This window comes from Enterobacter sp. UPMP2060 (assembly GCF_053709655.1).
This window is the reverse complement of sequence record NZ_JBSKJQ010000001.1, coordinates 1,032,628-1,054,616: the sequence shown is the minus strand read 5'-3', so window position 1 is coordinate 1,054,616 and position 21,989 is coordinate 1,032,628. Positions and strand designations below refer to the sequence as shown.

At 57.5% G+C, this 21,989-nt stretch carries 21 protein-coding genes; 13 read left to right on the top strand and 8 right to left on the bottom strand.

From position 1 onward, the window contains the following. Positions 1 to 4: 4 nt before the first annotated feature. Positions 5 to 1,174, bottom strand: coding sequence for a pyridoxal phosphate-dependent aminotransferase (locus tag ACWKXN_RS05125; protein ID WP_039262516.1), 1,170 nt, complete (start codon positions 1,172 to 1,174; stop codon positions 5 to 7). Positions 1,175 to 1,289: 115 nt separating this feature from the next. On the opposite strand from ACWKXN_RS05125, the gene ACWKXN_RS05120 reads away from it, so the two are divergent. Next, positions 1,290 to 2,132, top strand: coding sequence for a LysR family transcriptional regulator (locus ACWKXN_RS05120; RefSeq protein ID WP_039262517.1), 843 nt, complete (start codon positions 1,290 to 1,292; stop codon positions 2,130 to 2,132). Here ACWKXN_RS05120 and ACWKXN_RS05115 read toward each other — a convergent pair. After that, positions 2,119 to 3,624, bottom strand: coding sequence for a carboxylesterase/lipase family protein (locus tag ACWKXN_RS05115; RefSeq protein ID WP_454543410.1), 1,506 nt, complete (start codon positions 3,622 to 3,624; stop codon positions 2,119 to 2,121). The genes ACWKXN_RS05120 and ACWKXN_RS05115 overlap by 14 nt on opposite strands. Before the next feature lie 43 nt (positions 3,625 to 3,667). Beyond that, positions 3,668 to 5,011 carry a 2-oxoadipate dioxygenase/decarboxylase HglS gene (gene hglS / locus ACWKXN_RS05110; RefSeq protein ID WP_454543409.1) on the bottom strand — a complete coding sequence of 448 codons (1,344 nt, stop codon included), beginning with the start codon at positions 5,009 to 5,011 and terminating at the stop codon, positions 3,668 to 3,670. A 529-nt stretch (positions 5,012 to 5,540) separates the two neighbouring features. On the opposite strand from hglS, the gene ACWKXN_RS05105 reads away from it, so the two are divergent. The 8 genes from ACWKXN_RS05105 to ACWKXN_RS05070 all read left to right on the top strand — a co-directional run bounded on the left by ACWKXN_RS05105 (position 5,541) and on the right by ACWKXN_RS05070 (position 12,078). Beyond that, entirely contained in the window at positions 5,541 to 5,726 is a 186-nt protein-coding gene (locus ACWKXN_RS05105) for a con-10 family general stress protein (protein WP_004150795.1), read from the top strand. A gap of 94 nt (positions 5,727 to 5,820) precedes the next feature. Beyond that, positions 5,821 to 6,315 carry a YciE/YciF ferroxidase family protein gene (locus ACWKXN_RS05100; protein ID WP_008502272.1) on the top strand — a complete coding sequence of 165 codons (495 nt, stop codon included), beginning with the start codon at positions 5,821 to 5,823 and terminating at the stop codon, positions 6,313 to 6,315. 23 nt (positions 6,316 to 6,338) lie between these two features. Further along, positions 6,339 to 6,542 (top strand): hypothetical protein, encoded by a 204-nt coding sequence (locus tag ACWKXN_RS05095; RefSeq protein WP_008502273.1) that lies wholly within the window; start codon positions 6,339 to 6,341, stop codon positions 6,540 to 6,542. A 25-nt stretch (positions 6,543 to 6,567) separates the two neighbouring features. Beyond that, on the top strand, positions 6,568 to 7,074 hold the full coding sequence (locus tag ACWKXN_RS05090) for a ferritin-like domain-containing protein (protein ID WP_014831871.1): 507 nt from the start codon (positions 6,568 to 6,570) through the stop codon (positions 7,072 to 7,074). A 15-nt stretch (positions 7,075 to 7,089) separates the two neighbouring features. Beyond that, positions 7,090 to 7,962, top strand: coding sequence for a manganese catalase family protein (locus tag ACWKXN_RS05085; protein ID WP_008502274.1), 873 nt, complete (start codon positions 7,090 to 7,092; stop codon positions 7,960 to 7,962). 68 nt (positions 7,963 to 8,030) lie between these two features. Further along, positions 8,031 to 9,434, top strand: a complete 1,404-nt coding sequence (locus ACWKXN_RS05080; protein ID WP_033145500.1) for a cytochrome ubiquinol oxidase subunit I — start codon at positions 8,031 to 8,033, stop codon at positions 9,432 to 9,434. Next, positions 9,434 to 10,444 (top strand): cytochrome d ubiquinol oxidase subunit II, encoded by a 1,011-nt coding sequence (cydB, locus tag ACWKXN_RS05075; RefSeq protein WP_454543408.1) that lies wholly within the window; start codon positions 9,434 to 9,436, stop codon positions 10,442 to 10,444. Before ACWKXN_RS05080 ends, cydB begins: the two co-directional genes overlap by 1 nt. Positions 10,445 to 10,452: 8 nt before the next feature. Continuing rightward, positions 10,453 to 12,078 carry an alpha-amylase family protein gene (locus tag ACWKXN_RS05070; protein WP_454543407.1) on the top strand — a complete coding sequence of 542 codons (1,626 nt, stop codon included), beginning with the start codon at positions 10,453 to 10,455 and terminating at the stop codon, positions 12,076 to 12,078. Here ACWKXN_RS05070 and ACWKXN_RS05065 read toward each other — a convergent pair whose 3' ends face one another. The 4 genes from ACWKXN_RS05065 to ACWKXN_RS05050 are packed head-to-tail and all read right to left on the bottom strand — an operon-like array spanning position 12,079 to position 14,572. Next, positions 12,079 to 13,065 carry an SDR family oxidoreductase gene (locus ACWKXN_RS05065; protein WP_454543406.1) on the bottom strand — a complete coding sequence of 329 codons (987 nt, stop codon included), beginning with the start codon at positions 13,063 to 13,065 and terminating at the stop codon, positions 12,079 to 12,081. Positions 13,066 to 13,082: 17 nt separating this feature from the next. Continuing rightward, a complete protein-coding gene (locus ACWKXN_RS05060) occupies positions 13,083 to 13,601 on the bottom strand; it encodes a 2-oxo-tetronate isomerase (RefSeq protein ID WP_045888406.1) in 519 nt (172 codons plus the stop codon). An 11-nt stretch (positions 13,602 to 13,612) separates the two neighbouring features. Beyond that, positions 13,613 to 14,059 carry a DUF421 domain-containing protein gene (locus tag ACWKXN_RS05055; protein ID WP_023311671.1) on the bottom strand — a complete coding sequence of 149 codons (447 nt, stop codon included), beginning with the start codon at positions 14,057 to 14,059 and terminating at the stop codon, positions 13,613 to 13,615. 9 nt (positions 14,060 to 14,068) lie between these two features. Next, on the bottom strand, positions 14,069 to 14,572 hold the full coding sequence (locus ACWKXN_RS05050) for a hypothetical protein (protein ID WP_240608459.1): 504 nt from the start codon (positions 14,570 to 14,572) through the stop codon (positions 14,069 to 14,071). Positions 14,573 to 14,711: 139 nt separating this feature from the next. On the opposite strand from ACWKXN_RS05050, the gene ACWKXN_RS05045 reads away from it, so the two are divergent. The 4 genes from ACWKXN_RS05045 to ACWKXN_RS05030 all read left to right on the top strand — a co-directional run bounded on the left by ACWKXN_RS05045 (position 14,712) and on the right by ACWKXN_RS05030 (position 20,248). Then, on the top strand, positions 14,712 to 15,101 hold the full coding sequence (locus tag ACWKXN_RS05045; protein WP_039262530.1) for a YdeI family stress tolerance OB fold protein: 390 nt from the start codon (positions 14,712 to 14,714) through the stop codon (positions 15,099 to 15,101). Positions 15,102 to 15,165: 64 nt separating this feature from the next. Then, complete coding sequence (locus ACWKXN_RS05040; protein WP_023311668.1) at positions 15,166 to 16,050, top strand: SDR family oxidoreductase; 885 nt, start codon at positions 15,166 to 15,168, stop codon at positions 16,048 to 16,050. A 181-nt stretch (positions 16,051 to 16,231) separates the two neighbouring features. Further along, on the top strand, positions 16,232 to 17,155 hold the full coding sequence (locus tag ACWKXN_RS05035; protein WP_033145495.1) for a LysR substrate-binding domain-containing protein: 924 nt from the start codon (positions 16,232 to 16,234) through the stop codon (positions 17,153 to 17,155). Positions 17,156 to 17,866: 711 nt separating this feature from the next. Continuing rightward, positions 17,867 to 20,248 (top strand): glucose/quinate/shikimate family membrane-bound PQQ-dependent dehydrogenase, encoded by a 2,382-nt coding sequence (locus tag ACWKXN_RS05030; RefSeq protein ID WP_454543405.1) that lies wholly within the window; start codon positions 17,867 to 17,869, stop codon positions 20,246 to 20,248. Between the two features lie 49 nt (positions 20,249 to 20,297). Here the strand turns inward: ACWKXN_RS05030 and ACWKXN_RS05025 are convergent, their stop codons facing one another. Then, positions 20,298 to 21,989, bottom strand: a complete 1,692-nt coding sequence (locus tag ACWKXN_RS05025) for a methyl-accepting chemotaxis protein (protein ID WP_454543404.1) — start codon at positions 21,987 to 21,989, stop codon at positions 20,298 to 20,300.

Here is a 21,989-nt window from a genome sequence, read left to right as displayed (position 1 = left end):
CTCCTCAGCGTGGTTTAACCCGACACAGGGCCTGGGCACCTGCCCGTAACGTCGCCTCATCTTTCGCAAAAGAGAGACGAATCAATTTATTATCCGTACCGTCCGCATAAAACGCCGACAGCGGAATGGTGGCAACACCGTACTCAACGATCAGCCGTTTCACCAGCTCGCTGTCGCGCTCGTCGCTGAACTGGCTGTAGTCCGCCAGCATGAAGAACGATCCGGCGCTCGGCAGCAGCGTAAACGGCGAATCGGCCAGCAGGCTGTGCAGCAGATCGCGCTTGCGCTGGTAAAACGCCGAAAGCGACAGCCAGGTTTGCGGGTCGACCATATGCTCAGCAAACGCGTGCTGCATTGGCGTATCGGCAGAAAACATTAAAAATTGATGCACTTTACAAATCTCGTCCATCAGTACCGCCGGTGCAACACAGTAACCCACGCGCCACCCGGTGACGTGATAGGTTTTTCCGAAAGAGGAAATAATCACGCTGCGCTCCGCCAGCTGCGGGTGCGTGGCCATCCCGTGGTGCGGCTCGCCGTCAAAAACGACGTGTTCGTACACTTCGTCAGACAAAATAATGATGTCGGTATTGCGCGTCAGCGCCGCCAGCTGCTGCAGGTCACTAGCGGAGAAGACCTGACCGCTCGGGTTGTGCGGCGTGTTGATGATGATCATGCGCGTGCGCGGGGTGATCGCCGCGCGAACCTCATCCCAGTTGACGGTAAAATCCGGCACGGTGAGCTTGATGGCAATCGGGGTTGCCCCCTGCAGACGGACAATCGGCGCGTAGCTGTCAAAGGACGGCTCAAAGTAGATCACCTCATCGCCCGGATGCACCAGCCCGCTAATCGCCGAATAGAGCCCTTCGCTGGCGCTGGCGGTCACCAGCACCTCGCTGGCAGGGTCGTACTGCGTGCCGTAGAGCGTGGCAATTTTATCGGCAATACGTTCTCTGAGCGGCTGCAGACCGGTCATCGATGCGTACTGGTTATGCCCTGCCTCCATTGCGCGGGTGACGCCCGCAATCAGCTTCGGGTCACAGGAAAAATTCGGTGCGCCCTGAGAAAGGTTAATCGCGTTATGCTGCGCCGAGAGCTGGCCGATAACGGTAAAAATGGTGGTTCCCACATCCGGCAGTTTGGAGCGCGTTTGCACTGGCGTTCGTAAAGTCATCCTCTTTCCCTTCTCATGGACATTGCATAACTATTCAAACAACATCTGTGCTGTCGGGACAATCGAATTGTTGTCATAATAGCCATGAGAAAAATGCATAGCTGAGGTGTTTTCTATGTCACGCCGTTCGCTCCCCCTTAATGCCATCGACGCTTTTTTAGTCACCGCGCGTCACCTCAATCTTACCCATGCCGCGGCGGAACTGTGTCTGACGCAGGGGGCCGTGAGCCGTAAGATTGCCTCCCTTGAGGCGTGGTTTGGCTTTCCGCTTTTTGAACGCCACGCGCGCGGGCTGCGCCTCTCACCGCAGGGTAGCGCGCTGCTTCCGGAGCTGCAGTCCGCTTTCGAGCAGCTGCTGTCCGTGGCCGACCAGGCCCGAAGCCAGCACACCGTGATCCGTCTGAAGGCCCCCACCTGCGCCATGCGCTGGCTGGTGCCGCGCCTGCTGGAGGTGGAGCGCGAGCATCCGGATCTGCAGATCGCGCTGACCACCACTACCGATCACAACGTCAATTTCAAAACTGAGTCTTACGACGCGGCCATCGTGTTCGGCACGCACATGAGCGCAGGCGATCTGCTGTTCGAAGAGGCGCTCACCCCGGTGATAAGCCCGGTGCGGGCGGGTGCTGCGCTGGGTTCGCTGACGTTTCTGCACCCGACAAGGGACAAGACGGACTGGTCGCTGTGGCTGACGAAACAGGAAGGTCCGGGCTTTGCCATGCATAAAAATCAACACTTCGATACGATGGATCTCGCCATTACGGCCGCCATTCAGGGGCTCGGCGTCGCCATCGCCGACGAAACGCTGGTGGCAGAAGATATTCACGCGGGAAGGCTGGTACGGCCCTATGAGACAAGCATAAAAACCGGCGCAAGCTACCGGCTGGTGCTGCGCGAAACGCCAGGCGAGGAAAATGGACTGGCGGCGTTTCGCGCCTGTTTGCTTAATCGAGGCTAACGTGGTGCTTCATCACCCGCTTGAAGAGGCTCATGCGGGCGCGCATAAAGCGGTTTTCAAGCCTGAAATCTGCATGTTTATTCACACCAATGCGTAACAGAACGTCCCGCCCTTTTCGGCACGCGGGCCAGTGCGTCGGCCCGGGCAGGATGTCGCGACGACCCGCGTCACGCGCAAAGCTCACCCAGTAATCCGCCACCTGGGCAGCAAACTGCAGATCTCGCTCATTGACGTACTGTCGTGAAGGCTCCACCTGACCGAGCGTATCGAAGACGTAGGGAACTTCGTTGCCGTGCCAGGCACCGTTGATGTACGTGGCATGTTCCGCCTCTGCGACATAGTCAAACCAGTAACGCCAGCACAACCCACCGACGCGCTGCTGGGCCTGCATCACCACGTAGCCCATCGTGGTAAACGCCATGTCGCGACACACCTGCCTGCCCAGCTCTTCATCGCCCTTCACGCCCGGGTAGAGCAGCTTAATCAGCCCCAGCCCGAAGCGGCGCTCCCGGCGAAGCTTCTGAATTTGTCCGGCGAGATCGATGCCAAACACCGCCATCACGCTGGCTTCATCGCTGTTGGAGCCAATCATCACCGGCACCGGATGCTGACGCGCGGCGAAAAAGACGTCAAGCATGGCTTCCGGCAGAACACAGTCTCCTGCGATAGGCGCCGGAGCGACGTTCAGCGGCGCGGTGAGCGGCCAGAACGCCTCGGGCGTAATGGCGCGCAGCTGCCCGGCGGTCGCATTTTCCAGCCCGAAATGGGCGGCCAGCGCTTCCCCTTTTTGCAGCGCCTGCTCGCGCGGCGTGTCCGGTAAGGTGTATCCGCTTTGCACAATCGCCTTGTGGAACAATCCTGCTGCCAGCGGAGAGGCCAGCAGCGAGAGCACGCTCCGCGCGCCAGCGGATTCGCCAAACAGGGTCACACTGGCGGGATCGCCGCCAAACCCGGCGATGTTATCCCGCACCCATTCGAGCGCGGCGATCTGATCCAGCAGGGCAAAATTATGCACCACGCGCCCTTCCTCGCCCTCCAGCGCGGGATGGGCGAAAAAGCCAAGATGGCCGAGACGGTAATTGATCGTGACCACAACCACGCCGCGCGTGGCCAGCGCTTTGCCGTTATACGGCGGCAGGCCTCCGGCACCAATCGTAAACCCGCCTCCGTGCAGCCAGACCATAACCGGAAGCGTCTCGGCCCGCTCTGCGGGAGACCAGACGTTAAGGTAGAGGCAATCTTCGGAAAACTGGCCCGGATCGCCGCCGCCGAGCTCCTGACAATACTCGCTGCTTTGCCAGCTTGAGGGCGAGAATGCCGTGGCCTCGCGCAGCCCATCCCAGCGTTCAGGCGGTTGGGGCGAGCGCCAGCGCCACTCCCCCACGGGCGGCGCGGCGTAGGGAATACCGCACCAGACGTGGACGTTCTCATCGGTTAAACCAGACAGTGCGCCCTGGCGCGTTTCAACCACAGGGGCGGAAGGATTTTGCATAACGACCTTAATTTTTCCATCACACCCCAGCAGAGTAACGATTTCAGAGCAAACCGCAACGCTGTTTACTGCGCGTTTCAGCCTCCTGGTAGAGCGTAAACTCGTCATACACCGGGCATCCCAGCGCGTCTTCAAACGCATCGCGGCTGGCGTTACCGTGGCTGCGGGCCTGGGTTTCGTTCCCGAGGTTGGACTGGAAAATCCCCGCGGCGCTGACCGGGAGGAAATCTTCGTAGGTGATCGGCTGGGCAACCACCCATCCGCGCTCGATCAGCGGCTGCGGATCGTCGCCCGGACGAAACGCATGCCGATGCGCTTCCCCGGCTGGCGTCAGGCGGTAGCGGAAATAAGCCAGCTCCTGACGGCGCATGAGCATTTCGCTGTCCGGGAAGGCGCTAAAGATCTCCCGCAGATGCAGCTGATGGGTCAGGTTATCTTTACCGGTACCGGCCTGGGCGAGGAGGCTATCGTACAGTTCACGGCCTTTCGGGGTAAGCGCCACGCCGCGCTGTTCAATCTCACCGAAGCGCGCGGTGTGGGTGCCTTTATGTTCACCGGCAAACAGCACCGGCTCTTCCAGCGCCTTGAAGCTGGTTTGACGCAATAAGACGGGCACCTCGCGACGCGGCGGCCCTTCGATCAGAATTTTTGGCTCGATACCGTACTTCGGCATCAGCTCCTGCACCCGGTCAATGTCCAGCGTGCCCGGCGTGAGGTGGTTAATGTGGCAGCCCGGGAAGCAGACCACGTCGGCAATCAGACGGTGCTCGTTGTGCAGCGCCAGATAGGTTTCCTGATCGACCGTCGCATGGCGGTGCCAGCGGAAGGTTTCTAACGCTTCCTGCACAAATTCGTGCGCCTGTGCGTCAGTAAACTGCCCTTCCGACTCGTGGAGGTCGATCAGTTCCAGGCAGCGCGGGGTGAAGATGTTGCGGTGAGACAGGATCTCCGCGGCCCGCTCGCGCAGCGCGACGTTTTCAATCAGCTCAAGACGCAGCAGCGAGGTAAAGATACGAAACGGATTCCGACACAGCGCCGCATCCTCTATCGGACGAAACGCCGTTGAGTGGACGGGCACCCCCGCCTGAGAGAGATCGTAATAGCTGACCGGGTACATACCCATAATGGCAAACATACGGCGCAGGGTTGAAAGTTCCTGTGCCGTGCCGACGCGGATCGCCCCGTGACGCTCCACGTTCAGGCGTGCAAGCTCATCGGCGTTAGCCAGTTGTTCATGTAATAGTGGATTATTTTCCAGAACCGCCAGGTTTACGTCCGCAACCAGTTCAAGCAAGGTGCCGTACTGCGGAACTTCCTGCTGGTACATCGCCGACATAGCCTGCGAAAAGTGTTCCCGAATGTCATCAGCCGTGATGGTGTTCGCCATGATGTCATGCCTCCAGTGAATATTACCTGGAGTGTAGAGAAACCCGTTCCTTCCGGGGGGAAGAATTTCTGAATTGTGATCTTAAGACGACAGTGGTCAAACCGTGTGCTATCAGGCCCCTGAACAGCGCCGAACGGAACCGCCCTTTCAGCCTGAACGCTTTTATCCAGGATTTTCCTTATAATTATTTAGGGTTCCGCTTTCTATCTATAAAGGAGTATTTTTTGGCTCTCTTCTGAGTGCAAATTAACCAATTCGAGTACGCCATTATTTTTATCCTCTTCTTTCAAATTTTTAGCTCGAAGTTAGGATTAATCTGAATGGTTGTTTACAAGTCCTTCCTGTCTATCCATATTTCCCTTTTAAGCGAAGCGCAAATTTACAAACATTTAAAAATAACGCAACCGCAAATAGCAAAACGCATTTGACGGATGACGCACAGCGACTAGAGTTATTACTCGAACGACGAGTGATACGGAATATTTTCGTATCGTACTGACATAACCAATATATGACTATGAGGTTTAATATGGCAGAGCATCGTGGTGGTTCCGGTAATTTCGCTGAAGACCGTGAAAAAGCATCAGAAGCTGGACGTAAAGGTGGCCAGCATAGCGGTGGGAACTTTAAAAACGATCCGCAACGCGCTTCTGAAGCGGGTAAGAAAGGAGGACAGAACAGTCACGGCGGAGGCCGTAAATCTGATAACTCCTGATCTTATTTAATACTCTTTTAATAAAACCAGAGAGCATGCTGCGGGCTGAAAAGCTCGCAGTACCCTTTCTTTATTTTACCGGAGCGTAATTATTATGAATATGAAAAGCGTCGAGGATGTCTTTATTCATCTTCTGTCGGATACCTACAGCGCAGAAAAGCAGCTTACTCGTGCGTTAAGCAAACTTGCCCGCGCCGCCTCCAGCGAGAAGCTGAGCGCCGCTTTTACCGCACACCTTGAGGAGACGCAGGGTCAGATCGAACGTATCGACCAGATCGTCGAGCAGGAAGACGGTATCAAGCTTAAGCGCATGAAGTGCGTGGCGATGGAAGGCTTAATTGAAGAAGCCAACGAAGTCATCGAAAGCACGGAAAAAAATGAAGTACGTGATGCCGCACTTATTGCCGCCGCGCAAAAAGTCGAACATTACGAAATTGCCAGCTACGGTACCCTTGCCACATTAGCAGAACAACTGGGCTATAAAAAAGCCGTTAAGCTTCTTGCCGAAACGCTGGAAGAAGAAAAAGAGACCGACCTTAAACTCACCGACCTGGCCGTAGGAAATATTAACCAAAAAGCGCAGAAATGACGCAATAATACAGGTTAAATAAAATGAGCATCAGTCCCAGGACAATTAAACGGTGCCATTTAGCGGCAGCCATAATATGGTTCATTCTCGCCATCCCTTCCGTAATATGGTGGAAGAACAGCGTGCTATGGGTCATTATCATCAGCATTTACGCCAATATTGTCGGCCATTTATCTGGCTACAGTGCCGCGCGTGCCGATCAGGCAGCTGAAAGTGAGACCAAATAAGCGAACCCCTAATGAGGATACAATGATGAATCACGTAGAACACTACCATGACTGGCTACGCGATGCCCATGCGATGGAAAAGCAAGCCGAATCTATGCTGGAATCCATGGCCAGCCGTATCGATAATTATCCTGATGTTCGCGCCAGAATTGAGCAGCATATTAATGAGACAAAACGGCAAATTACATTGCTGGAAGAAATCCTCGACCGTAATGATATTTCTCGTTCGGTTTTAAAAGATTCGATGAGCAAAATGGCGGCGCTCGGCCAGTCCATCGGCGGCATGTTCCCGTCGGATGAGATCGTGAAGGGTTCGATCAGCGGCTATGTTTTCGAACAGTTTGAAATAGCCTGTTATACCTCCCTGCTCGCGGCGGCTAAGAAAGCAGGCGACACGGCCTCGGTACCTGCCATCGAGACGATTCTGGCCGAAGAACGCGAAATGGCCGACTGGCTGATTCGCCATATTCCGCAGACCACGGAACAGTTCCTGCTGCGTTCAGACGCATCGGGCGTCGAAGCAAAAAAATAATCAGGGAGAATCGCCATGTTCCGACACGTCAAACAGCTGCAATATACGGTTCGCGTTGCCGAACCGAACCCAGGCCTCGCCAACCTTTTACTGGAACAGTTCGGTGGGCCTCAGGGCGAACTGGCTGCCGCCTGCCGGTACTTTACGCAAGGATTGAGCGATGACGATCCGGGCCGTAAAGATATGCTGATGGATATCGCGACCGAGGAGCTAAGCCACCTCGAAATCATCGGTACCCTGGTCGGCATGCTGAATAAAGGTGCCAAAGGCGCGCTGGCGGAAGGGGTGGAAAACGAGGCCGAGCTGTATCGCTCCATGACCGAAAACGGCAATGACAGCCACATCACCTCCCTGCTCTACGGTGGCGGCACCCCGCTCACTAACTCGGCGGGCGTGCCCTGGACGGCGGCCTACGTCGACACCATCGGCGAGCCGACGGCGGACCTGCGCTCAAACGTGGCAGCAGAGGCCAGAGCGAAAATCATCTATGAACGGCTGATCAACGTGACCGACGATCCCGGCGTAAAGGATGCGCTGGCGTTTCTGATGACGCGCGAGGCGGCGCACCAGCTCTCCTTTGAGAAGGCGCTGCAGTCCATCCGTAATAATTTCCCACCGGGAAAATTGCCGCCAATCGAGGAATTCACCAACAAGTACTACAATATGTCTGAAGGTGGAGAGGTTCGCGGAAGCTGGAACAGCGATAAACATTTCGATTACGTTGAGTCCCCCCAACCTGCGGTTGACGGCGGCGATGGCAGCGCAAGCGTCACGCTCACGACCGAACAGGCAACCCTGGTCAAGGCGATGTCTGCCCGCACGAAGTCCGATCCACATTCTGACCCGCTGACCGGTGCCGAGCTGGGTGCCGGTAAGACTAAACCGTAATCGGTTTTGCCGGGCAGCCATAAACTGCCCGGCAATTCTCGTGCCCCATCGTTTCAGAGGTACGGACCATGTTCGAACTCGACGCGTTCCATCTGGCCAGAATTCAGTTCGCTTTTACCGTCTCGTTTCATATCCTTTTTCCTGCGATCACCATCGGCCTCGCCAGCTATCTGGTGGTGCTGGAGGGCATGTGGCTGCGCACCAAAAACGACGTCTGGCGATCGTTGTACCATTTCTGGCTCAAGATATTTGCCGTTAACTTCGGGATGGGTGTCGTTTCCGGCCTGGTCATGGCGTACCAGTTTGGCACCAACTGGAGCGGGTTCTCACAGTTCGCGGGCAGTATTACCGGCCCCCTTCTGACCTATGAAGTGTTAACCGCCTTCTTCCTTGAAGCCGGTTTCCTTGGCGTCATGATGTTCGGCTGGAATAAGGTCGGCCCGGGCCTGCACTTCTTTTCTACCTGCATGGTGGCGCTCGGCACGCTGATGTCGACCTTCTGGATCCTCGCGTCCAACAGCTGGATGCATACGCCGCAGGGCTTCACTATCGAGAACGGACAGGTTATCCCGCAGGACTGGCTGGCGATCGTCTTTAATCCCTCCTTCCCTTACCGCCTGATTCATATGGCTATCGCCGCGTTTCTGAGCAGCGCGCTGTTTGTCGGCGCGTCGGGCGCATGGCACCTGCTGCGCGGTAACGATACCCCCGCCGTCCGCACCATGTTTTCCATGGCGATGTGGATGGCGCTGCTGGTCGCTCCCATCCAGGCGGTCGTGGGCGATATGCACGGCCTGAACACGCTAGAGCATCAGCCGGCCAAAATTGCCGCCATTGAGGGACACTGGGAAAATCCGCCGGGCGAGGCCACCCCGCTGCTGCTGTTTGGCCTGCCGGATATGGAGGAGGAGCGCACCAAATACGGTCTGGAGATCCCCGCGCTTGGCAGCCTTATCCTGACCCACAGTCTGGATAAGCAGGTCCCGGCGCTGAAGGATTTTCCGAAAGAAGATCGCCCTAATTCGACCATCGTCTTCTGGTCGTTCCGCGTCATGGTCGGGATGGGGCTGCTGATGATTACCCTCGGGCTGATTAGCGTCTGGCTGCGCTATCGTCATCGACTTTTCCACTCTCGCCCGTTCCACTGGTTTGCCCTCTGCATGGGGCCTGCCGGGCTGCTGGCGCTGCTCGCCGGCTGGGTCACCACCGAGGTGGGCCGTCAGCCATGGGTGGTCTACGGCTATCTGCGCACCATCGACGCGGTATCGCTGCACAGCACCCTGCAGATGAGCATCAGCCTGCTGGCGTTCTTCGTCGTCTACTCGTCGGTGTTTGGGGTGGGCTATGTTTACCTCATCCGGCTGATTAAGAAAGGACCGCAGCCTGTCGATACGCTGACGTCAAACACCTCGGGCACACCCGCCCGTCCGCTGTCTGCCGCTGAGTCTGTTCCTGAACAGGAGAGAAACTGATGGGCGTCGATATCTCAGTTATCTGGTTTGCCATCATCGTCTTTGCCACGCTGATGTACATCATCATGGATGGCTTTGATTTGGGCATCGGCCTGCTGTTTAACTTCGTGGGCGATGCGAAGGAGCGCGATGTGATGGTCAACAGCGTGGCGCCGGTCTGGGACGGCAACGAGACCTGGCTGGTGCTCGGCGGCGCGGGCCTTTTCGGCGCTTTTCCGCTGGCCTATGCGGTGATTATTGATGCGCTCACCATTCCTCTCACCGCGATGCTGATCGGCCTCATCTTCCGCGGCGTCGCCTTTGAGTTCCGCTTCAAAGCCACGCCGTCGCACCGCAAATTCTGGGATTACTCCTTTGCCGGCGGCTCTCTGCTCGCCACCTTCAGCCAGGGCGTGGTGGTGGGCGCCGTGATTAACGGCTTCGACGTTGAGGGGCGGCGTTTCGTCGGCTCGGCGCTTGACTGGCTCACCCCCTTTAACCTCTTCTGCGGCATCGGGCTGGTTGTGGCCTACACGCTGCTGGGCACTACCTGGCTCATCATGAAAAGTGAAGGCGCGCTGCAGGCCCGCATGCGCGAGCTGACCCGCCACGCGCTGCTGGCGCTGGTCGTGGTGATTGCGGTAGTGAGCATCTGGACGCCGCTCGGCTGGCAGTACGTGGCCGACCGCTGGTTTACCCTGCCCAACTTCTTCTGGTTCCTGCCGGTGCCTCTGCTGGTTGCGCTTTTCAGCGTGCTGATCTGGCGCCTGACCCGCAACCCGGCCAGCCACTCCCGCCCCTTCCTGCTGACGCTGGGGCTTATTTTCCTCGGGTTTAGCGGGCTCGGCATCAGCCTCTGGCCGAATATTATTCCGCCGCGCATCACCCTGTGGGAAGCCGCGGCCCCGCCAGCAAGCCAGCTGTTTATGCTGGTAGGCACGTTGTTGATTATTCCGGTGATCCTGGTGTACACCGCCTGGAGCTACTACGTCTTCCGGGGCAAAGTGTCGGATACTGAAGGCTATCACTGAGGAACGCTATGACCGACTGGCATACACGAGCCATTATTTATCAGATTGATACCGCGCTATTTTATGATTTGAACGGCGATGGCTGCGGGGACATCGCCGGGATCGCGGCCAAGCTGCGCTATATACGCCGCATGGGGGCGACGGTCATCTGGATCACCCCGTTTTACCTCACGCCCTTTCTCGATGAAGGCTACGACGTCAGCGACCACCTCCAGGTGGATCCCCGCTTCGGAAAGCTGGCCGATATCATCGCCTTTATCGAGCAGGCCCGCGAGCTGGGCATGCAGGTCATTATCGAGCTGCTGATCCAGCACACGTCGGACGCGCATCCCTGGTTCCAGCAGGCCCGCCGCAACCCGGCGTCACCCTATCGTGATTACTACCTCTGGTCGGATAACGACGAGGACGATACGCCCCCCATGTTTCCCGGCGTGGAAAAGAGCATCTGGACCTGGGACGACGAGGCGGGACAATACTACCGGCACATGTTCTATCGCCACGAGCCGGATCTGAACCTCACCTCGCCCGCAGTGCTTAAAGAGATTGAAAACATCATCCTCTTCTGGCTCAAGCTGGGCGTGTCGGGATTTCGCCTCGATGCCGCGTCCCACCTCACCACCCAGGCAGGAAATGGTGATGAAAAAAAGGGTCTGTGGATCCTGGAACATATGCGGCATCTTATCGAACAGCGCAATCCGAACGCGATCCTGCTGGGCGAAGTTGACGTAGACGTTGAGGCCTATAAAGACTACTTCGGCAATAACGACCGTCTGAATCTGGTGCTCAATTTCTGGCTCAACAAGTATTTCTACGTCAGCCTGGCCCGCAAAAGCGCCCGCCCGCTGCGCAATGCGGTGAAAAAGATGATCGTCCCGCCTGACTCCTGCTGTTTTGCCAACTGGCTGCGCAATCACGACGAGCTGGATCTGGAAGGCATCAGTCAGAAAGACAAACAGTTTGTCCTCGATACCTTCGCCCCTGATGAGGAGATGAACGTCTATCAGCGCGGGATCCGCCGCCGCCTGGCCCCGATGCTCAACGGCGATCGGAAGCGGCTGGCGTTCTGCCACGCGGTGCTGTTTTCCCTGCCGGGTGTCCCGGTGATGCGCTACGGCGACGAGATAGGCATGGGTGATGACCTGGATCTGGAGGAGCGCTACGCCGTCCGCACGCCGATGCAGTGGGCAGGTTCGCAAGGAGGCGGTTTCTCTGCAGCCGACCCGGAAAAATTTATCGCGCCGATTATCGACCATGGCCCTTACCGCTATCAGAAAGTCAACGTCGCCGATTCGCTGCTTCACCACAACTCGCTTCTGCACCGGATCATCGATATTGCCACTACCCGCTCGGAGTTCCCCGAAATAGCCGTTGCGCCCTTTCGCCTGATCGCAATCGATGATGACGCGGTGCTGGGGCTTTATTACGAGACCGACGAGCGCAGCATCCTGACCTTCGTCAACTTCAGCGACCAGCCGGTGCATTTCACCGCCAAAGGGATCCGCAACGCCACCTGGACCGCCTGTCTCGAGGACAAGCGCTACGATGACGCGCTGATTTGCGGTAAAACCGTTCAGCTCAGCCTTGGCGGCTACGGCTATCGCTGGTTCTGGACGCACCGTAGCGCGCTGCGCTGACTACGGTTTCCGGCGAGTTATCAGACGCGTCAGCACTATTCCCGCCACCGCGAGGGCGCCAAGGGCCACTTTCCCCGGCATGCCGGAGGTGACGGACGGCGCGCGGGTTTTCGCCTCGTCAGTAAAGCGGCCATGGATTTTATGCAGATCGTTAACCGGCTGGTCGAGGTAGTCCCGGCGATCCGGCGCGTTGAGATCGTCGGTCATCTGGCCTTCCCACGCCTTTTTCACCATCAGCCGGTCAAGAAAACCGGGGAAGAAAAATTGCCCGACGATTGACTGGATGGTGCTGCTGCCAACCCACAGCTCGCGCACCGGCTTTTGCGCCACCCTGAAGATGGCGCTGGCGGCCACCTCAGGCTCAAAGACCGGCGGCACCGGGCGCATCGCCCAGGCGAACTTGTTCCTCGCCCATTCGAACTGCGGGGTATTGAGCCCCGGCATCTGGACCATCGAAAGCTGAACCCGGCTGTTCTCATGCATCAGCTCGGTACGCACCGCATCGGTGAACCCGCGGATCGCCGCTTTTGCCCCGCAGTAGGCTGACTGCAGCGGAATGGAACGGTAGGCCAGCGCGGAGCCCACCTGGATAATCACCCCCCTGTCGCGCGGAACCATTAGCTCGAGCGCGGCGCGAGTGCCGTTCACGTAGCCGAGGTACGTCACGTTAGTCACGCGGCGGAACTCTTCCGGCGTGAGGGTTCGAAACGGTGCCAGCACGGCCCCCATCGCGTTGTTCACCCAGACATCAATCGCGCCGAGGCGATACTCAATTTCGTTAGCGGCATCCACCACCGCCTGGCTGTCGGCGACGTCCGCCTGCACGGCGTGGGCATTAACGCCAAAGCGCCGTAGCTCCTCCTGGGTAGAGTGCAGGCTGGCCTCATCGCGGGCGATGAGCCCCACGTCGTAACCCGCCTTTGCAAAGTGCAGCGCCGTGGCTTTTCCCACGCCCGCCGTCCCGCCGGTAATCACTATGACAGCCATAGAACCTCCACGTGAGTTTATCCGTTATTCCCGTCTGACAAGGTTGTCACCAGTTCAGCCAGCGAGTAATGCACCGCTTTTTCGACCACATCCTGACAGTCACCGGAGAAAAGCACGGTGCGGGTCTTCGTCTCGCCGCGTATGTTCCACGCGAAGCAGACCGTCCCCGCCGCCGTGCCGTCGTCGCCCCCTTCCGGGCCCGCGTAGCCGCTGATGGCGATGCTGATATCGGCCTGGGCGATGTCTCGGATACTGGCGGCCATTTCGGTTACCGTCTGCTCGCTCACGGCCGTAAACCGCTCCAGCGTCTCGGGACGCACGCCGAGGATCCGCGCTTTAGCTTCATCGCTGAACACGACCAGCCCAACATCATAAAATTCGGCGGTGTTTTCCTCTGCGCAAAGCGCCACCGAGAGCTTTCCGCCCGTGCAGGATTCCGCGGTGGTTAAGCGAAGCCCGAGATCGGTTAATTTGCTCGCCACCTTTTTCGTCAGTTCACCCACGGTATTATTGCTGTCGTGAAAAAGATTGCTCATCTTGCCGCCTCTTATTTCTCGAAAGGAATGATTGAAATATGCCCATTGCGCTCAAGTATGGCATATTTAATGTCGCTTATTTCCGTAATGCCATTATTTTGACGCGCTGACACCAGAATATCATCACAGGACACGTCAACTTTTTTCAGTTTATCGGCTAACGGCACGCCGTTCTCAACAAGAATAACAGGAGTGCCATCCAGAATATTCTCCACCGGCGAGAAATATTTCTTCATCAACCCGAATATAATATCGACCACCACCAGCGTGGTAATGGTAATCATCGCACCGGTAACGGAAAAATCCTGTCCGAGAAGCGCCTGCTGCGTGGCTTCACTAATTATCAGAAGCAGAATGAGATCGAAGCTGGTCATCTGCAGCAGCGCGCGACGCCCGGCCACTTTAAAGACCACCACCAGAAACAGATAAATAGCCAGCGCGCGAAAGACCATATCCATATCAGCCTCCTAGGGGTAAATAAATTGCCAGATGTTAATTTCCGGCTCGCTGTTGACGCGGATGACGGTGTTCCATTTACCGGCTCTGGAAGGTGTCGTGAAGAGTAACACGGAGAAACTGTCTGTTTTTTTCAGATTGTTATAGACAAAAAAGAGGGTCTTCCCGCGGCTGAACATAGCGTCCGGCTGCGGCCAGACGCTGCCGGGCTCATACGCATCGCTGCTCTCGCTGGTCATGCTGAGGACATACTTCCCCTCGTCCTGCACCGGAAACGCGAGCGCCATCCGCGTCTCTGTCTCCCGTCGTCCAAAGCGTTCATAGTCTATGGTGAGTGATTTAGCGGAATTCGTTTTGACCGTGTCGCTAACCATTCCGCTGGAAAACAGACCGGCAATCGCCGCGACGATAATACCCAGCAGAACAATAAAACCCACCTGACGAAACGCGTATTCAAACGTCAGCAAACGGTAACTCTCATCTATCCCGGGTAACTTTTCATTTTCACGCTTCATGGTCATCGTCACCGTTTCGCTTATTATCCGATAATTTTGATTTCTAACGCGAATGTTTTTAGGACTTATCACATTTGCCACATAAAGGAATAGCAACAATACTTAATAAGTCAAGACACGCAAAAATGAAGGATATCGGATGAAATTATCACTTATTTCCGCTTTATTGATATTTCTGGTTCCGGCCGCATGGGCAGATAATAACGGGGGTTTACAAAAAGGCGAAGCGCCACCGCCTCCCCACGCGCTTGATAGCGGATATCGCGGAACCGACGACGCGCGTATTATGACCATCAGGCAGGCAAAAGAATTGCACGATGGTGCGACAATTTCATTACGCGGTAATCTTATTGACGGTAGCGGCGATAAGTTTGTATTTCAGGATAAAACCGGAAAAATCGACGTTATTATTCCCCAGGCAGTCTTCGACGGCAGAACGGTAAAACCCGACCAGATGATCAGTATCAACGGTTCGCTTGATAAAAAATCATCTCCTGCCGTCGTCCGTGTTGATCGTTTGCAGAAATAATTCAGCGAAGCGTTAACGCTGCAGTTATCCATCAAATCTCACCCCTTGGCTTAAGGAGTCAGCTATGAGTGATACTAAACAACGTACGAACGCTTACCCGCAGCCCCCGTTCCCGGAACAGCCGCAAACGCCGCCGGGACTGGCATCCGAAATGCAGCCTGTACCCGACCACGGGGAAACAAGCTACAAAGGACATGGCCGCCTGGCCGGCAAAAAAGCGCTGATTACCGGCGGTGACTCCGGGATTGGTCGCGCGGTCGCTATCGCCTATGCTCGCGAAGGCGCTGACGTTGCCATTAACTACCTGCCCGAAGAGGAAAAAGACGCCGCTGAGGTCATCGACCTGATTGAAGCGGAAGGCCGCAAGGCTATCGCGCTGCCGGGGGACGTCCGGGACGAAACCTTCTGTCAGAATCTGGTCGAAGAAGCCGTGTCGAAACTGGGCGGACTGGACATTCTGGTCAACAACGCCGGCCGTCAGCAGTTCCGTGAATCGCTTGAGGAACTGACCACGGAAGATTTTGACGCAACGTTTAAAACCAACGTTTACGCCCCGTTCTGGATCACCAAGGCGGCCCTGCGCCACCTGAAAGCGTCGTCCGTTATCATTAATACCTCCTCCGTTCAGGCGGTGAAGCCTAGCCCCGTGCTGCTGGACTACGCCCAGACGAAAGCCTGTCTGGCGGTGTTTACCAAATCCTTAGCCAAGCAGCTGGGTCCGAAAGGCATCCGCGTCAACGCGGTTGCCCCTGGCCCTTACTGGACGGTACTGCAGTCCAGCGGCGGGCAGCCGATGGAAAAAGTGAAGGAGTTCGGTGGCGACACCCCGCTGGGACGTCCGGGCCAGCCCGTCGAGATTGCCCCGCTGTACGTCACGCTGGCCTCGGATGAATGTTCATTTACGTCCGGCCAGGTGTGGTGCTCCGATGGCGGCGACGGCGTGATCTAAACCGTTAAACGCCCCCCCTCCGCAATGAGCAATAAATGAACAAGGATGTTCGCTTTTATTCCCCCGCCAAAAAACATGTTGTAACTCAAACAGATCAAATGTTAAAAATATTTTGCTATCAGGTTATCAAAATTAAACAACTTAACTTGTCACCCGCATCGCTCTGTTTTTAACATCGCCTATGGAAAAAAATGGTCTGTTCAGTCAGCGCATACGCTTGCGCCATTTGCATACATTTGTGGCCGTCGCTCAACAGGGAACGCTGGGGCGTGCGGCTGAAACTCTCAACCTGAGCCAGCCTGCGCTCTCAAAAACCCTCAACGAGCTGGAACAGCTGACCGGTGCCCGCCTTTTTGACCGAGGCCGGCTGGGGGCGCAGCTTACCATTGTGGGCGAACAGTTTCTCACGCACGCCGTGAAAGTGCTGGATGCGCTCAATACCGCAGGCCAGTCCCTGCACCGAAAAGAAGAGCAATCCAGTGAGGTGGTGCGCGTGGGCGCTCTGCCTACCGCGGCGCTGGGCATTCTTCCGCCCGTTATCGGCCAGTTCCACAAGCAGCAGCGGCATACCACGATTCAGGTCGCCACCATGAATAACACCATGCTGCTCGCGGGGCTGAAATCCGGCGAACTGGATCTCGGAATCGGTCGCATGTCCGACCCTGAGCTGATGGGCGGCCTCAACTATGAACTGCTGTTCCTGGAGTCTCTGAAGCTGGTGGTTCGTCCCGATCACCCCCTGCTGCAGGACACGGTAACGTTAAGCCGCGTGATGGAGTGGCCGGTAGTGGTCTGCCCAAAAGGGACCGTTCCCCGCCAGACCGCCGAAACCTTGCTGCAAATGCAGGGGTGTACGCTGCCCTCAGGGTGTATCGAAACGCTATCGGCCTCGCTTTCACGGCAGCTTACGCTGGATTATGACTACGTCTGGTTCGTCCCCTCCGGTGCGGTGAAAGATGATTTACGTCAGGGAACGCTGATCGCCCTGCCGATTACCTCCCCCGGCCCCGGTGAACCTATCGGCATTTTGACCCGCGTAGACACGCCGCTTTCAACGGGCGCGCAGACGCTGCTGAGCGCTATTCGTAAATCAATGCCGGTCTGACAACTTTCGCCCTCCTCATCCTAACCCTCTCCCCAACGGGGCGAGGGTTCACCAGCCATTTTTCCACCCGAAGCGATAAATATTGCCTCAGGAAAATGAAGAACTTACAGCGACGCTCTGGTCCGGCTGTAAATCGCCGAAGCGTTTCCGCAAGGCCGGGGCGAGGCGCAGGGATGCGCCGAGAGGGCGTGGCCTGCAGGGATGCAGGCTCATGCCCGACCCGATAGCCTGGAGGAATAAGCTGAGGACAAAATTGCCGGGAGCAATTTTGGACAGCGCCTGCGCTGGCCCTGAAAGGGTGAGCCCCAGGGATGGGGCGAGCAATCCGCGAAGCGGCGATTTACCGCCGGGAGCCCGGGTTGCCAGGGCGGTGGCGATTGAGCCGCCCTGGCACGTTCACAGGCCATGTCGTTACAGAGTAGCAAGAAACATAAAGTGAACGGAATGACCACCACAGCCGTATGTTCCCCCTCACCCCAGCCCTCTCCCTCAAGGGAGAGGGGCCGTCTGCGCCCTAATCAATTAATGCGAAATCATTCATTAACAATTGCGTAAAACAATTTAACAGTTTTATCATAGCGACGAATTCACCAAATGGTTCGTAAATAATTTTACAACCCCGAATTCACCCGTATCAATCATTCTTCCCTCCGCATTTATTACCCAACTGGTACACACCCAGCACGACGGGGGGATCTTAAGGAGACAGAAATGGCATTTGGCAGCGCGCCACGTGGGATACCGCGTATCCTGCAGTGGCTCCTTGCCGGACTGATGTTGCTCATCGGTCTGGCAGTCGGCGGGCTGGGCTTTAAGCTCGTCACCGTAGGCGGAAACGGATACTTCCTGATCATGGGCGTGGTGATGGTGATTGCCGCGATCCTGATTTTCCTCAATCGCAGCAGCGGGATCGTGCTTTACGGCATCGCCTTTATTGCCTCGCTGTTCTGGGCGGTAGGCGATGCGGGCTGGGATTTCTGGCCGCTCTTCTCTCGCCTGTTTACCTTTGCCGTACTGGCCTTCCTCTGCGCCATCGTCTGGCCTTTCCTGCGCGCGGCAAACCACAGCGTTGCGAACAAGGCGCCCGCTTTTGGCGTCGCGGCCGTGCTCGCGGTGGCGATGCTGGTCAGCCTGGGCTGGATGTTTAAGCCGCAGACCCTCGTGGCAGCGAACGAGCCCGTTCCGGTGAAACCCGTCGCCCCCGGCGAGCAGCAAAAGAACTGGGCGCACTGGGGTAATACCACCCACGGCGACCGTTTCGCCGCGCTGGACCAGATTAACAAGCAAAACGTCCGCGATCTGAAAGTCGCGTGGGTTGCGCACACAGGCGATATTCCGCAGAGCAACGGCTCCGGCGCGGAAGATCAGAACACGCCATTGCAGATTGGCGACACGCTGTACGTCTGTACCCCGTACAGTAAAGTGCTGGCGCTGGACGTGGATTCCGGCAAAGAAAAATGGCGCTACGATTCCAAAGCCACGGCGCCTAACTGGCAGCGCTGCCGCGGTCTGGGCTATTTTGAAGACCATTCCAGCGTGACAACGTCACAGGCAGAGACACAGCCTGCGGCATGCCCTCGCCGCCTGTTCCTGCCGACCACCGACGCCCGCCTGATTGCCATCAACGCGGATGACGGCAAGGTCTGCGAAGACTTCGGCGACCATGGCACCGTGGATCTGAGCGTCGGCATGGGCGAGATCAAGCCCGGATATTATCAGCAGACCTCTACGCCGCTGGTCGCAGGCAATGTTGTCGTCGTCGGCGGTCGCGTCGCGGATAACTACTCCACCGGCGAACCGCCGGGCGTGGTGCGCGCCTACGACGTTCACACCGGTAAGCTGGCGTGGGCGTGGGATCCGGGTAATCCGAACCTGACCGGCCTGCCGCCGGAAGGCCAGACCTACACGCGCGGCACGCCGAAAGTCTGGTCAGCAATGTCTTACGACGCTAAGCTGAACCTGATCTACCTGCCAACCGGCAACGCCACCCCGGACTTCTGGGCGGGCGAACGTACCGCGCTGGACGATAAGTACAGTTCCTCCATCGTCGCCGTCGACGCGACCACCGGTCAGGTGCGCTGGCATTTCCAGACGACCCACCACGACCTGTGGGACTTTGACCTGCCTTCCCAGCCGCTGCTGTACGACCTGCCCGACGGTAAGGGCGGCACCACGCCCGTGCTGGTGCAGACCAGCAAGCAGGGCATGATCTTCATGCTTAACCGCGAAACCGGCAAGCCGGTGGCGAAGGTAGAAGAACGTCCTGTCCCGGCGGGTAACGTTGAAGGTGAACGCTACTCGCCGACCCAGCCGTATTCCGTGGGCATGCCGATGATTGGCAACCAGACGCTGACCGAATCCGACATGTGGGGGGCGACGCCTGTTGACCTGCTGCTGTGCCGCATTCAGTTTAAAGAGATGCGTCATCAGGGCGTCTTCACCCCGCCGGGTCTCGACCGTTCCCTGCAGTTCCCTGGCTCACTCGGCGGGATGAACTGGGGTAGCGTCTCCGTTGACCCGAACAACAGCCTGATGTTCGTCAACGATATGCGCCTGGGCCTGGCAAACTACATGGTGCCGCGCGCTAACGTGGCGAAAAACGCCAGCGGCATCGAGATGGGCATCGTACCGATGGACGGCACACCGTTCGGCGCGATGCGCGAACGCTTCCTGTCGCCGCTGGGCATTCCGTGCCAGAAGCCGCCGTTTGGCACCATGTCGGCCGTTGACCTGAAAACCGGCAAGCTGGTGTGGCAGGTGCCTGTTGGCACGGTGGAAGATACCGGGCCGCTGGGCATTCGTATGCACATGCCAATCCCAATCGGCATGCCGACGCTGGGCGCATCACTCTCTACCCAGTCCGGCCTGCTGTTCTTCGCCGGCACGCAGGATTTCTACCTGCGCGCGTTTGATACCGCCACCGGGAAAGAGATCTGGAAAGACCGTCTGCCGGTCGGCAGCCAGTCCGGCCCGATGACCTACGTGTCGCCGAAAACCGGTAAGCAGTACATCATCATCAACGCCGGGGGCGCCCGACAGTCGCCGGATCGCGGGGATTACGTTATCGCGTACGCGTTACCCGATAAGCAATAAGATGTGAAAAAGGGACCGAAAGGTCCCTTTTTTTTTGCCCGGTGGCGACTCAGAACGTCTCCCAGTTATCCCCGGAAACCGTCGCCGCCGGACGCAACGGCGCGTTCTTCGCCACTGGCGCAGACATCACCGCGCGGCCTGGCTTTGTACTGCTCAGACGAAACGCCCCAACCGCCTCGGTCAGACGCGCGCCCTGTTCTTCCAGAGACGCGGCGGCCGCAGAGGCTTCTTCCACCAGCGAGGCGTTCTGCTGGGTCACTTTATCCATCTCAGAAATCGCCTGGCTCACCTGCACGATACCGCGGCTCTGCTCATCGGACGCGGCGGCAATCTCCAGCATGATGTCGGTCACGCGTTTAACCGCTTCGACGATTTCATTCATGGTGTTACCGGCAGCCACAACCTCACCGGAGCCCTGGTCGATCAGCGAGACCGATTCGTTAATCAGGCTTTCGATCTCTTTTGCGGCATTCGCACTGCGGCTTGCAAGGGTTCGGACTTCGCTTGCCACCACGGCAAAACCGCGCCCCTGCTCGCCCGCCCGCGCCGCTTCTACCGCCGCGTTAAGCGCCAGGATATTGGTCTGGAACGCAATGCTGTTGATGACGGCGGTGATCTCGGAGATTTTTTTCGAACTGGTGGAGATATTGCCCATGGTTTTGACCACGCCTGAGACCATCTGGCCGCCGCGGCTGGCTTTCCCGGAGGCATCTTCCGCAAGCTTGCTGGCATGATGGGCGTTATCGGCGTTCTGTTTGACCGTCGCGGTCAGCTGTTCCATGCTTGCGGCGGTTTGCTCAATGGCCGCAGCCTGCTGTTCGGTACGCGAAGAGAGATCGGTGTTACCGGCGGAAATCTCGCTCGTGCCGCGGTAGATCTCCTCCGCCCCCTGACGTACGGTGCCTACGGTGTTTTCAAGCGAGTGCTGCATGGTTTGCAGATCGCGCGTCAGGCGGCCAATTTCGCTGCGCCCGGCCACGTCGTCCGGCATCGTCAGGTCGCCTTTGGCGATATTCTCGATACGTTTCGCTGCACGCTGCAACGGATTAATGACCGTGCGGCGCAGCACGACAAAGGTCATTGCCGTCAGCACCAGCGCCAGCGCAAACGCGCCCACCATAAACATCAGGCCCAGCTGCGTGCGGCTGTGCGCCTGCGCCGTCAGCGCATTGGCACGCTCGGTGCGGATCTTAATCGCCTTCAGCAGCACGGCGTTGTATGCGTCATCCAGCGGACGCGCCGTTTCGTTTTCGTGGTTGATAATCGCTTCGAACATGCCGTTTTTGGCGAATTTCACCATCGGCTGCATGCCCGCAATATAGGCGTCGTACCGCGCCTTGAGATCTTCATCCAGCGCTGCACCCTCAGCGGTACGCACGGCACGATTCATATAGGCGGTAAAGCTCTCCTGGGACTGCTTAATACGCGTTTCCGCCTCGCTGATGTTCTGCTTCATCGCATCCATCTCCGCGATACGGCTTGCCGCACCGGCGTGGATCAGATTGATACGCGCGGTACGCAGATGGTTTGAGCTGTTCGACAGCCCCATACGCACCTGAATTTCGGACGTGACATCCTGCTGATCGTTATCGGCCTGCAGCAGGAAATACCCCGCCAGACCCGAGCTCAAGGCGAACAGAAGAATAATGCCACCGAGAATGGAGGAAAACAGCGGAACCAGCCTGATGTGATGCAAGAAGCTCAGCTTGCGCTGCGCCTGCATCGAAGTAGTGTTGTCCAT